Raw genomic sequence first — 12597 nt, 5'->3', positions numbered from 1 at the left:
GGATAGTCGCTCGGCTATGAAAAACGGTGTGCACAAGCGTCATCCAGTCGGGCCAAAGTCCCGCACTTGATGGTGGCTGTTCGCAGGGCGCCCTTGGGCGCGCCGGGCTTCGTTTTTCCACCGGTCGACTAACCTGCGTCCAGCCGCCACCCCTCGTTTAGTCGCGAAACGGGTGGCAGCCTTAATTACGGAAAAACGTTCATGATCAAACCAACCCCCAATCCCCCAAAACCCGCTCCCCGTAAAACCGTCGACGAGCAAAAACTCGACAAAGCCGCGAAAAAAGCCCTCGATCACTACCTCAAGCCCGCTCCCACCCAACCAGCCAAAAATCAACGACAACTGGACTGTTTCATCGTCGCCCCCGACGCCGACCCGGAAGGCTTGCTGGTACATAGCTACGAAACCTTCTGCTCGGTGAGCACGCTGATTCTGGATTTATCGGAAGAACTGGAAGGCGCCCCGCGCAACCTGGCGTTGGCGATTCATCAGATGGGCGAGATGGGGGTGTTGTTGCTGGAGAAGTTGTTGGATGGCGAGGCGAAGGTGCTGCGCTAAAGGCTACGCAGGCACAGGCGACTGAATAAGTATCTAGAAGTTAATGCAGAACCTGTGGGAGCACTGCTCGCGATGGCGATTTCAAGACCGCCATCGCGAGCAGGCTCGCTCCCACAGGATTGATGACAAACGGGAAAACCGGGCTCACGCCGACTCTGGTAGCTGATAGAAGCTGAAGTACTGCCGCAGTGCGCTCACCAGTTGTCCGTATTCAGGCGGTGCCCACTGCAGGCTGAAGCCCGCGTCGAAATGTTGCGGTGTCACGTCCTCGCGGCACCACAGGCAATGGGCTTTTAAACGGATCTGCTGCTGCGGTCCTTCCTCGGCGGGCAGTTTCAGGCGCAGGTCGAAATCCGCACCGATCATCAAGGGCAAATGGCTGATGAGCATCAGGCCGTTTTCCGAAACGTTGCCCAAAAAACCAATGGGTTTGCCGTTTATGCCGTTGAACACCTCAAGGAAATACGCCAGCTGATGTCGTGCAATCTGCCGCTCTTTGTACATGTCTTGTATCACTTTTGAGTAGCCGATAACCCGGCCAATCCAGTGCTTCGGAACGGGCTCATCCCTGCCCGCTCTCCCCGACTCCGATGCCAGACACCCTCTGGCTGGCCAAATGCTACCGGTGACAGGTGACGCTTCGAAATTAGAGTTCTGGCTCTAGCCACGTTTTGTACAACTATAGTCCAAGCGGGAGCATCGGCCAGCCGGATTCGATACCAGTCATCGGTCGACAACTGGCTCGCGGAAGGGTTTCGAATACATCAAATTCAGAACGACGTGGGACGGATCGCCGAGGCGCTGCGGGTGGGGTAATGACCCAGGCTCTGTAGGGTTTCGAGCCGTGCGCGGGCGCGGTAGGCGTACTCGCTGTTGGGGTACTGGGTGAGGATGAACTGGTAGGTTTGCGCCGCGTCGACGTAGAGCTTCTGCCGCTCCAGGCACTGGCCGCGCATCATCGAGACTTCCGGCTGCATGTAGCGACGGGCACGGCTGGCGCGGTCGACTTTGGACAGCTCGAGCATCACCTGCTCGCAGTTGCCCCGCTCATAGGCCTTGTAGGCCAGGTTCATGTGGTGGTTCATCGACCAACGGGTGCAGCCCGTGATACTCAGGGCGAGGGCAATAAAAAGCACGAATCGCATGGGGAGGTTCTCCTGTCTTGAGCTCTGTATCGACCTGGCGGGGAAAATCTTCAGCACGAAAAACCTCCACGGTGAACACGTGTGTGGCGAGGGAGCTTGCTCCCGCTGGGCTGCAGAGCAGCCCCGGATTTTTGCGGTCGCTACGCAACCGAGCGGGAGCAAGCTCCCTCGCCACAAGAGCGATGTTCGGCTTAAGCAGTTAAAGGCGCAAAAATTTTCAGGAATGTTCATTTCGAAAAAGAAACGAATAAGTAGTGCATATGAACAATGACTACACCCAAAGACCATAGTAGCCTTCGCTGGCGCTTGAACTTGAGGAGTCTTGCATGTCCGTCCGTCGCACCAAAATCGTCGCTACCCTTGGCCCGGCCAGTAACTCGCCGGAAGTTCTCGAACAGCTGATTCTGGCTGGCCTGGACGTTGCCCGTCTGAACTTCTCCCACGGCACCCCCGACGAGCACAAGGCTCGCGCCAAGCTGGTGCGTGACCTGGCCGCCAAGCACGGCCGTTTCGTTGCCCTGCTGGGCGACTTGCAAGGCCCGAAGATCCGTATCGCCAAATTCGCCAACAAGCGCATCGAGCTGAAAATCGGTGACAAATTCACCTTCTCCACCAGCCACCCGCTGACCGAAGGCAACCAGCAGGTAGTCGGCATCGACTACCCGGACCTGGTCAAGGATTGCGGCGTGGGCGACGAACTGCTGCTCGACGACGGTCGCGTGGTGATGCGCGTCGAAACCGCCACCGCCACTGAACTGAACTGCGTCGTGACCATCGGTGGCCCGCTGTCGGACCACAAAGGCATCAACCGTCGCGGCGGCGGCCTGACGGCACCGGCCCTGACCGATAAAGACAAGGCCGACATCAAGCTGGCCGCGGAAATGGAAGTCGACTACCTCGCCGTGTCCTTCCCCCGTGACGCAGCAGACATGGAATACGCCCGTCAACTGCGCGACGAAGCCGGCGGCACCGCCTGGCTGGTGGCCAAGATCGAACGCGCCGAAGCCGTGGCCGACGACGAGACGCTTGACGGCCTGATCAAGGCGTCCGACGCCGTGATGGTGGCCCGTGGCGACCTGGGCGTGGAGATCGGCGACGCCGAGCTGGTGGGCATCCAGAAGAAGATCATCCTGCACGCACGCCGCCACAACAAAGCGGTGATCGTCGCGACCCAGATGATGGAGTCGATGATCCAGAACCCGATGCCGACCCGCGCCGAAGTGTCCGACGTAGCCAACGCCGTGCTGGACTACACCGACGCGGTGATGCTGTCGGCCGAAAGCGCCGCCGGCCTCTACCCGCTCGAAGCGGTGCAGGCCATGGCGCGTATCTGCATCGGCGCAGAGAAGCACCCGACCGGCAAGACCTCCAGCCACCGCATCGGCAAGGAATTCACCCGCTGCGACGAAAGCATCGCCCTGGCGACCATGTACACGGCCAACCACTTTCCGGGCGTCAAGGCGATCATCGCCCTCACCGAGAGTGGCTACACGCCGCTGATCATGTCGCGTATCCGCTCCTCGGTGCCGATCTACGCCTTCACCCCGCACCGCGAAGCCCAGGCGCGCGCCGCGATGTTCCGTGGTGTGTACACCATTCCGTTCGACCCGGCTTCGCTTGAGCCGCACGAAGTCAGCCAGAAAGCCATCGATGAACTGACCAAACGCGGCGTCGTGGAAAAAGGCGACTGGGTCATCCTGACCAAGGGCGACAGCTACCACACCACCGGCGGCACCAACGGGATGAAGATCCTGCACGTTGGCGACCCGATGGTTTGATGATCGGTTGCTGAACACAAAAAGCCCCGCCATGTGAATGGCGGGGCTTTTTTGGTTTTTGCTTTTGGACATTGGGTGTCTGGACGGGCGCTATCGCGAGCAGGCTCGCTTCCACAGGGGTTCTGTGCGCGCCGCGAATCCTATGTGGGAGCGAGCTTGCTCGCGATGGCGATCGGTCAGACGCCGCCATTGCCGCGGGTAAGAAACACATCCGCCAACAACTGATTCCTCGGCAAACCCGCCAGGTACAAGCGCTTGGCAAACGCCTCGACCCAGCCAGGATGGCCGCAAACCAGCGCCTGGGTCTGGCGCGACGCCAGGCGCATCTGCGCGAGCGCCGCTGGCGCCTCGGCTGCGGTCAACAGCTCGATGCTCAGGTTTGAGTGCTTGGCCGCCAATGCCGCCAGGGGTTTGTCCAGATAATGCCCGGCGGCATCACGGGCCACATGAATAAGCCGAATCGCACCCTGATGCTGCTGGCGCAACGCTTCGCGCAAGATGCCGAACAGCGGCCCCAGACCGGTGCCGGACGCCAGCAGCCACAGCGGTTTTTCATGCCAGTCGGGATCGTAATGCAACGCGCCGCCACGCAGTTCACCGAGGCGGATCGGGTCGCCGCTGGTCAGGCGTCGAGCGGCGCCGATGAATTGACCGGGGACGTGGCAATCGAGGTGAAATTCCAGGAAGCGATCCTCTTCGGGCAGGCTCGCCAATGAGTACGGCCGGGCGATGTCGCCAGCCCACAGCACCAGATGTTGTCCGGCGCGATAGCGCAGCGGTCGCTCCGGGGTAATGCGCAGGCGCAGCACGTCGGAGCCCAGCCAATCCACCGCCGCCACTTTGGCGGCTTGGCCGTCGCGTTGTGGGTCGAAGGTGTGGATTTGCACGTCCTCCACCACCTGGCATTGGCACGCCAGTCGCCAGCCTTGATCACGCTGCGCCGGGGCCAGGGCATCGGGGCGACTGTCGCGCACGTCGCCGCTCAGGCATTGCACCAGGCACGCGTGGCAACTGCCGGCGCGGCAACTGTAGGGCACGGCCACGCCTGCCTGGTTCAACGCATCCAGCAGGTTACTGCCCGCCGCCACCGACCATTGCCGGCCGGCGACTTTCAACTCAGGCATCGACGTTCTCCCAGGCGGCGGCACAACGGTTGCGGCCGTCTCGCTTGGCACGGTACAAGGCCTGGTCGGCGCGCTGCAAGGCGCTGTCCAGGTCATCGCCCATTTCCAGCATCGTCATGCCCACAGACAGGCTGAGAGTGCCCACCCGCAGGTCGGTCAATTCCACTTGGGTGAACGCCAGCCGCAAGCGCTCGCAACAGGCCGTCAGGCGCGCGGGGTCGCAGGCGGGCAGCAACATTACGAATTCTTCGCCACCGTAGCGGGCCAATACGTCGCCTTCACGCAGGCACGCCGTGGCGACACCGGCAAACGCCTGGAGCACCTGGTCGCCCGCCGCATGGCCGTGCAAATCGTTGATGCGCTTGAAATGGTCCAGGTCGATCAAGGCCAGGCCATGGGCGACGCCGGGCCTGAGGGTATTGAGTTCGCGGCTCGCCAGGCGCAGGAAATGCCGGCGATTGAACAGGCCGGTCAGTTCGTCGGTGGCGACCAGGTCTTCGAGCTGGCGCATCATGCCGCGCAGGGTGTCCTGGTGCGCCTGCAAGGCAAACCGGCGCTGGCGCATGCGTTGGCGCGAGGTCTGGACATAGCGGGCATACAACACCAGCCACACCAGCACGATGAACAGCACGGACACTTGCAGACCGGCCAGCGTCGGATCGGGCAGCCGAAAGAAGTAACCGTCCCACAGCGTGATGCCGGTAAAGCTGATGAACACCAGCGTGGCGCAGCGCACAAAGGCCCGCCGCGTCAGGTGGAACAGCCCGAACAAGAGGATCAGCACATAGAACACCAGGAACACGCCGCGGGCCTGGTCCAGGTGCGCCATCATCCAGGTCTGCCAGCCCAGGCCGATCCAGACCTGTATTTCCGTCAGGCTGGGGTCGGCGAAGCGCAGGTTGCGATCGGTGATGAACAGCGCGAACAAACCAGCCTGGCACAGCACCACCAACAGCGTGCCGATGATGGCGCCACGCAACGAGTCGAGGTAATGGCCACTGAAAAACGCCAACCACAGCAACACCAGTGCCAGCGCATAAGTCGTGGCGGCCAGGGCGAAGCGTTTGAGCAAAAGACGTTGAATGGCGTTATGGGTCAATCGGTGACTCACCATGGAAAAGAGGAACTGATAGAGCTGTCCTACGCTACAGGCCAGACGCCACTTTAGTGGCGTGTTCGACAAATGACCATTCAATTCTGGCTCAGAAAAATGGCGTCAAAGCAATGGCCCAGATTGACGCATCGCCAGGCTTCGCCGATGCCCCCGTGGCGAGGGAGCTTGCTCCCGCTCGGTTGCGCAGCGACCGCAAAATTCGGGGCCGCTTCGCAGCCCTGCGGGAGCAAGCTCCCTCGCACCGGTTTTCACTTTCCAACGGTTCAATCCGTCGTGATCACGAGCAACCTCGCCCCCACAGGCTTCCCTGCCTGCGATATACTGCCGCGCCTTTTTAGCGTCGCGCCAGCATGCCCGGCGTGCCTTAAGAGGTGCCGTCCGTCGACCGATGCACCCAAGCGGGCGGCACCTTATTGAATGTTCCCGTCTTAGAGAGGAGCGCGACTCATGACCGTGATCAAGCAAGACGACCTGATTCAGAGCGTTGCCGACGCCCTGCAGTTCATTTCCTATTACCACCCCGTGGATTTCATCCAGGCGATGCACGAGGCCTACCTGCGCGAAGAATCGCCGGCGGCCCGTGACTCCATGGCGCAGATCCTGATCAACTCGCGCATGTGCGCCACCGGCCATCGGCCGATCTGCCAGGACACCGGCATCGTGACCGTGTTCGTGCGCGTGGGCATGGACGTGCGTTGGGATGGCGCGACCATGAGCCTGGACGACATGATCAACGAGGGCGTGCGTCGCGCCTACAACCTGCCGGAAAACGTCCTGCGCGCATCGATCCTCGCCGACCCGGCAGGCGCGCGCAAAAACACCAAGGACAACACCCCGGCGGTCATTCACTACTCCATCGTCCCGGGCAACACCGTGGAAGTGGACGTGGCGGCCAAAGGCGGCGGTTCCGAGAACAAGTCGAAGATGGCCATGCTCAACCCGTCCGACTCCATCGTCGACTGGGTCCTGAAGACCGTTCCGACCATGGGGGCCGGCTGGTGCCCACCGGGCATGCTCGGCATCGGCATCGGCGGCACCGCCGAGAAAGCCGCGGTGATGGCCAAGGAAGTGTTGATGGAATCCATCGACATCCACGAGCTCAAGGCCCGCGGCCCGCAAAACCGCATCGAAGAGATGCGCCTGGAGCTGTTCGAGAAGGTCAACCAGTTGGGCATCGGCGCCCAGGGCCTCGGCGGCCTGACCACCGTGCTTGACGTGAAGATCATGGACTACCCGACCCACGCCGCCTCCCTGCCGGTGTGCATGATCCCCAACTGCGCCGCCACCCGTCACGCCCACTTCGTGCTGGACGGCACTGGCCCGGCCTCGCTGGAAGCGCCACCGTTGGACGCCTACCCGGAAATCGTCTGGGAAGCCGGCCCGTCGGCACGTCGCGTGAACCTCGACACCCTGACCCCGGAAGACGTGCAAAGCTGGAAACCGGGCGAAACCGTGCTGCTCAACGGCAAGATGCTCACCGGTCGCGACGCGGCGCACAAGCGCATGGTCGAGATGCTGAACAAGGGTGAAACCCTGCCGGTGGACCTCAAGGGTCGCTTCATCTACTACGTCGGCCCGGTTGATCCGGTGGGCGACGAAGTGGTTGGCCCGGCCGGCCCGACCACGGCCACGCGGATGGACAAGTTCACCCGCCAGATCCTCGAACAAACCGGCCTGCTGGGCATGATCGGCAAATCCGAGCGCGGCCCGACCGCCATCGAAGCGATCAAGGACAACAAGGCCGTCTACCTGATGGCCGTTGGCGGTGCCGCTTACCTGGTGGCCCAGGCGATCAAGAAATCCAAAGTCCTGGCCTTCGCCGAACTGGGGATGGAAGCGATCTACGAGTTCGAGGTCAAGGACATGCCGGTGACTGTCGCCGTGGACAGCAAAGGCGAGTCGGTACACATCACAGGCCCGGCGATCTGGCAGCAGAAGATCAGCGAAAGCCTGGCGGTGGAAGTGCAGTAACACGCATTTTCTCGCGCTGAAGAAGGCCGGTGAGCGACACGCTCATCGGCCTTTTTTATAGCGCACAACAACCCCCTGTGGGAGCGAACCTGCTCGCGATGGCGGTGGGTCAGTTGGTGAAGATGTTGGCTGTGCCGCCGCTTTCGCGAGCAGGCTCGCTTCCACAAAGTCATTGAGCACACCATTCATCGGGTAAACCCACCGACCTGTCAGATCTGACAGGTTACACCCCTGCTCTCCCTTGGCATCCTCACCCTGGCCGGAAACAACCCCGGCCAGGGTCCAAGGGAATAACGACAAATGGCCGAACAAGCCCCCCTTCAAATCATCACGCCCACGATCGCCGGCAGTGCGTCAATCGCCACCTTCGGCAACAGCCTCGGCCCGGTCGGCACGCGGGGCGCCGCCTCCATCGAGTTGCCCCTGCCGATATCGAGCGCCCGTCACCTGACGCCGACGTTGGCCCTGCAGTACAACAGCCAGGGCGGCAACGGTGTATTCGGCATCGGCATGCAGCTGTCGATCCCCAACATCTGGCGCAAGACCAGCAAAGGCGTCCCCCGTTACGGTGACGAGGATGTCATGGTCGGCCCCGACGGCGTGGACCGTTGGCCTGATCTCGAAAGTCAGACCAGCCGCAGAATCGGCGACGAGACCTTCGCGGTGACGCGGTATTTTCCGAGGATCGAGGGCACGTTCGATATCTACGAACTCTGGACATCCATCGAAAGCCAGCCGTTCTGGCGGGTGCAAGGCAGCAACGGCCACGTGTATTGCTATGGGAAAAGCCCGAACTCGCGCATTGCCGACCCGCAAGTCCCCTCGCGTATCGCCGAGTGGCTGCTGCTGGAAGAGGTCAGCCCCCTAGGCGAACACATCTATTACGAGTACCAGGCCGACCCCTGCCCCTCGCAAGGCCCTCACGACTACCGTGCCCAGCGTTACCTGCGGCGGGTGTGCTACGGCAACGCCACGGCCAGCGAAACCTTGTATTGCTTCGAAGATGAAGACCCGGCGAACCTCCCCTGGCACTTCCACTTGCTGTTCGATTATGGCCAACGCGCCCTCGGTCTGGATGAAAAACCCGCTTGGTCGGCCCTGGACGAAAACGCCTGGCAACTGCGCAGCGACCCGTTGCACGTGTATCGATATGGTTTCGAGGTGGGCACGCGGCGCCTCTGCCAGCAGGTGTTGATGTTCCATCAGTTCCCCGCCGAAACCCACAACGAACCCGCGCTGGTGCGCCGGCTGTTGTTGCAATACACCAGCACCCCCCTGTGCTACAGCCTGTTGACCGCCGCTCATTACCAGCATTGGGACGCCAGGGATCGGGTGGAATACATGCCCCCCGTAGAACTCCAATACAACGCGTTCGAGCCGAACCTGATACCCAAGGTTTTTTTTGCCCTGGAGAACATGCCCGCCCTGGAGGACAGCCGACGCTACCAGTGCGTCGATCTCTACGGCGAAGGCATTCCCGGCTTTTTATGCCGCTACAGCAACGGTTGGTACTACCGCGAGCCCGAGCGCGCCCCCGGTGAGGATCCAGACGAAGTCGGTTACACCCCGTGGACACTTCTGCCAAACATTCCAATCGCCGCCGACAACACGCCGGTGATGCAACTGCTGACCGATCTATGCGGCGATGGCCGCCTCAATTGGGTCATCGCCCAACCCGGCATGAATGGTTTCTACACGCTCAACCCGGACCGCAGTTGGTCGACGTTCAACGACTTCAAGCGCTTCCCCACGGAGTTCCTGCACCCTGCCGCGCAATTGGGCGACCTGACGGGCGACGGCCTGCGCTCCCTGGCGATGGTCGGCCCCAAAAGCGTGCGGCTGTACGCCAACCTCCGTCACCTCGGGTTCGCCTCCGGCGTGGACGTTCCCCACGAACCGGACAGCACCCTGCCATTGTTCAGCGATGATCGCAGCGAACTGGTGCTGTTCGCCAATATGCTGGGGAGCGACAGCACCGAGCTGTGCCGTATCCGCTGCAACGAAATCAAGTGCTGGCCAAACCTGGGCCATGGGCGTTTCGGCAAGGGCTTTGTGATGAGCGCGCTGCCCTTCACCTACACCGAGTTCAACGCCGAACGGGTGCGGATCGCCGATCTGGACGGTTCCGGCGCGCCGGCGCTGATCTACCTGCGCAGCGACTGTTTCGAAATCTACTTGAACCATGGCGGCAATTGCCTTGAACAGACACCCGTGCGGGTGCCCTGGCCGGAAGGCATGCGCTACGACAACCTCTGCCAGGTCACCCTGGCCGATCTGCAAGGTTTGGGCTGTGCCAGCCTGCTCCTGAGTATTCCCCATCACAGCGCGGACATGAAACCGCACCATTGGCGCTACGATTTCGTCGCGGCACGGCCCTACTTGCTCAACGCCACGAACAACAACATGGGCATGAGCAGCACCGTCGCCCACCGCAGCAGCGCGCAGTTCTGGCTGGACGAAAAAGCCCAGCGCGCGACGCGGGGCGAAGCGCTGGACTGCTATTTGCCCATGGCCTTGCCGCTGGTGGCCCGGCAACAACAGCTGGATGAAATAACTGGAAACTGCCTGACCCAGGGATTTACTTACTACGAAGGCGACTACGACAGCTATCACCGCGAATTCAGAGGGTTCGGCCGGTTGTATCAGCTCGACAGCGAGGTGCCTTCGGGTAATCGGGAAAGGGATTTCACCGCACCGGTACTGGTCAAGACCTGGTTCCACACCGGGCGTACCGTCGACCAGCTCCTCAGGGATTGTTTCGATGCCGACACCGACGCGCCGCCCCTGGGCCCCACGCTGCTGACCCGGCTTCATGAACAGGACAAAGCCGACGAAATCATCGTCCCCGACCCGGACACCGCTAGGGAAATGGCCTACGCCCTGGGCGGTCATGTACTGCGCAGCGAGACCCACCACGGCGAGTCGTCCGACTCCACCAAGCCCTACACCGTGTCCCGGCACCGCTATTTGTTGCGCCACCCCCATGACCACCATAAAAGTCTGCTGATACTGGCGCTGGAAACGGTCCTCCATCATTACGACGGTTTCATCAACGACCCCCAAGCCCTGCATACCGTCAACCTCGGATGGGACCTCTACGGCCAACTGGAACACGGTTTCGTTGTCCATTACGCCCGGCGCCTGAGCGCAGCGGACGAGCCGCCCTTCGAGGACGAAGACGAGAACAATTGGTGGCGTGACGCCCACGACGATCAGCAGCAGGTGTATCACCTGACCGAAAGCCTGGCCGCCTATAAACACCTTTTCGATGAAAATGGACCCCGACAACGGCTCGGCCTACCCTGGCGCGCACGGACCAACGGGCTTCAGCTACCAAAAGGCCCGCTTCCAAACGGACTGAACCCGCAGCAGGTCAGCTACGAATGCTTGCTTGAACATTGCGATTCCGAGGAATGGAAAAGCGCCCGCGTGCTGATCGCCCTGGAAGAACAAAGCTACCTGAGTGACGCACCGTTCCAAGCCTTGCGCGGTCCGTTGGAAGTGGCCGAATTCGACAAGCAGGCGCTGGAGGCCTACGACGTCGTGCCCGAACCGTTCGATATCCGCGAGCAACTGGAACTGGTCGGCTACGAGCCGATGAAACTGTTCCTGCCTGAAGACCCGGAGGAGGACGCAGCGCGGAACCTGTGGTCGAAAAAAGTCGGTTTCGCCACCTACCTGCCACTCGAAGGCTTTTTCCATATCAGCGCGTTACAGGAAACCCTGAGCCACGGCATCACGACGAGCGAATACGACGCCTATCAGTTGATGCCCATCGCCGTCACCCTCCCGGACGGCTGCGCGACCCATATCGGGTACGACTACCACTCGCTGTTGCCCTGCCGGATCATCGACGCCAACGACAACGTTCACGAGGCGCTTTACGGTCCCGCCGGCCTGCCCTTGGGCGTCAGTTTCCATGGGACCGAGAACGGCATTCCCGCAGGTTTTTATCCCATCGACGACTATGAACCACCCGATGATTTGTCGCCCCGCCACGCCATCGAGGACCCCGAAGCCACCCTGGGTGATATCGCCAGCGCAGCGCGCATCGACAACCTGAGCTGGATGGGCGAGCTCGATTTGTCGCTGGTCCTGCCGGCGCAGCGCGACGAATGGATCAATGCCCGATATGTGCTGCCCAGCGGCCATATCCGCGCTTCGGCGCGGGTGCGCCTGGCCCGGTTGAAAACCCGCACCGCCGGCGAAGCGCTGCTATGGGCGCTCATGCAGGCCACCGCCCGGGAGCCGGCCCACCGTGTCGTACTGAGTGCCGATCGCTACCCGGACGACCCCTTGCAGCAGATCCGCATCGCCCTGGGCGCCGTCGATGGATTCGGACGCGCTTTGCAAACCAAGCAACTGGTGGAGCCCGGCGTCGCCTACGCCGTCGCCGAGAACGGCTCGCTGCTGTTGGGCCCCGATGACAAACCGATACAGTACGAGGCCGACCCGCGCTGGCGCGTCAGCGAACGGGTCGAGTACAACAACAAGGGGCTGGTGACCCGTGTCTATCGCCCCTATTTCGCCGATGCCTGGCGCTACATCAACGACGCCTCGCTGCGCGAGCATGGCTATCATGACCAGCAGTTCTATGACCCACCCGGACGCCTGGTCAAGGTCATCAATGCCAAGGGGCACGAGGCCTGGCACGTTCATCATCCGTGGTACCAGTGTGCTCACGATTACAACGACACGGAGCCGGGGGCCTGAGCAATGGGCCCAGTTCATCAAGACCCCCATCGTGGCGGTGTTCGACGGGCGAGATGGGCCTGTCTGCAGAGAAGTCATGTATTGCAGTCATCCGTGACAAGTGAACCGCGAAACCAGACGACGTCCTCCATCCGAACCAGCCGAAACCAGTTTCCTGGCACGACGCCCGGGCCTGTTTGGCGCACGCAAGCAAC

The 12597-nt window shown here is 61.8% G+C and carries 8 protein-coding genes; 4 read left to right on the top strand and 4 right to left on the bottom strand.

The features are described from left to right. Positions 1 to 201 precede the first annotated feature (201 nt). Positions 202 to 558, top strand: coding sequence for a DUF6124 family protein (locus tag J3P90_RS05480; RefSeq protein ID WP_434560363.1), 357 nt, complete (start codon positions 202 to 204; stop codon positions 556 to 558). A 144-nt stretch (positions 559 to 702) separates the two neighbouring features. On the opposite strand, the gene J3P90_RS05475 is transcribed toward J3P90_RS05480, so the two are convergent. Further along, positions 703 to 1062, bottom strand: coding sequence for a PilZ domain-containing protein (locus J3P90_RS05475; protein ID WP_420765292.1), 360 nt, complete (start codon positions 1060 to 1062; stop codon positions 703 to 705). A 266-nt stretch (positions 1063 to 1328) separates the two neighbouring features. Beyond that, on the bottom strand, positions 1329 to 1703 hold the full coding sequence (locus tag J3P90_RS05470; protein WP_420765293.1) for a tetratricopeptide repeat protein: 375 nt from the start codon (positions 1701 to 1703) through the stop codon (positions 1329 to 1331). Positions 1704 to 2029: 326 nt separating this feature from the next. Between J3P90_RS05470 and pyk the strand changes: the two genes are divergently transcribed. Continuing rightward, positions 2030 to 3481, top strand: a complete 1452-nt coding sequence (gene pyk / locus J3P90_RS05465; RefSeq protein WP_039591415.1) for a pyruvate kinase — start codon at positions 2030 to 2032, stop codon at positions 3479 to 3481. A gap of 176 nt (positions 3482 to 3657) precedes the next feature. On the opposite strand, the gene J3P90_RS05460 is transcribed toward pyk, so the two are convergent. Both J3P90_RS05460 and J3P90_RS05455 read right to left on the bottom strand, forming a co-directional pair. Further along, a complete protein-coding gene (locus J3P90_RS05460) occupies positions 3658 to 4605 on the bottom strand; it encodes an iron-sulfur-binding ferredoxin reductase (RefSeq protein ID WP_434675941.1) in 948 nt (315 codons plus the stop codon). Then, positions 4598 to 5704, bottom strand: coding sequence for a GGDEF domain-containing protein (locus tag J3P90_RS05455; RefSeq protein WP_420765296.1), 1107 nt, complete (start codon positions 5702 to 5704; stop codon positions 4598 to 4600). Before J3P90_RS05455 ends, J3P90_RS05460 begins: the two co-directional genes overlap by 8 nt. 462 nt (positions 5705 to 6166) lie before the next feature. On the opposite strand from J3P90_RS05455, the gene J3P90_RS05450 reads away from it, so the two are divergent. After that, the gene (locus tag J3P90_RS05450) at positions 6167 to 7690 is read left to right on the top strand and encodes a fumarate hydratase (RefSeq protein WP_039591419.1); all 1524 of its coding nucleotides are present in this window, start codon (positions 6167 to 6169) and stop codon (positions 7688 to 7690) included. Between the two features lie 300 nt (positions 7691 to 7990). After that, on the top strand, positions 7991 to 12403 hold the full coding sequence (locus J3P90_RS05445) for a SpvB/TcaC N-terminal domain-containing protein (RefSeq protein ID WP_434675940.1): 4413 nt from the start codon (positions 7991 to 7993) through the stop codon (positions 12401 to 12403). Positions 12404 to 12597 lie beyond the last annotated feature (194 nt).

Origin of the sequence: Pseudomonas sp. D3-10 (assembly GCF_051132175.1) — a bacterium.
Taxonomy (GTDB): Bacteria; Pseudomonadota; Gammaproteobacteria; order Pseudomonadales; family Pseudomonadaceae; genus Aquipseudomonas.
Note: the sequence above shows the minus strand (reverse complement) of the source record. Positions and strands in the feature narration are given on the sequence as shown.

Excerpts from the sequence above, each read along its gene's own strand:
- J3P90_RS05480 (WP_434560363.1), top strand. The coding sequence starts at position 202 with ATGATCAAACCAACCCCCAATCCCCCAAAACCCGCTCCCCGTAAAACC.
- J3P90_RS05475 (WP_420765292.1), bottom strand. The coding sequence starts at position 1,062 with ATGTACAAAGAGCGGCAGATTGCACGACATCAGCTGGCGTATTTCCTT.
- J3P90_RS05470 (WP_420765293.1), bottom strand. The coding sequence starts at position 1,703 with ATGCGATTCGTGCTTTTTATTGCCCTCGCCCTGAGTATCACGGGCTGC.
- pyk (WP_039591415.1), top strand. The coding sequence starts at position 2,030 with ATGTCCGTCCGTCGCACCAAAATCGTCGCTACCCTTGGCCCGGCCAGT.
- J3P90_RS05460 (WP_434675941.1), bottom strand. The coding sequence starts at position 4,605 with ATGCCTGAGTTGAAAGTCGCCGGCCGGCAATGGTCGGTGGCGGCGGGC.
- J3P90_RS05450 (WP_039591419.1), top strand. The coding sequence starts at position 6,167 with ATGACCGTGATCAAGCAAGACGACCTGATTCAGAGCGTTGCCGACGCC.
- J3P90_RS05445 (WP_434675940.1), top strand. The coding sequence starts at position 7,991 with ATGGCCGAACAAGCCCCCCTTCAAATCATCACGCCCACGATCGCCGGC.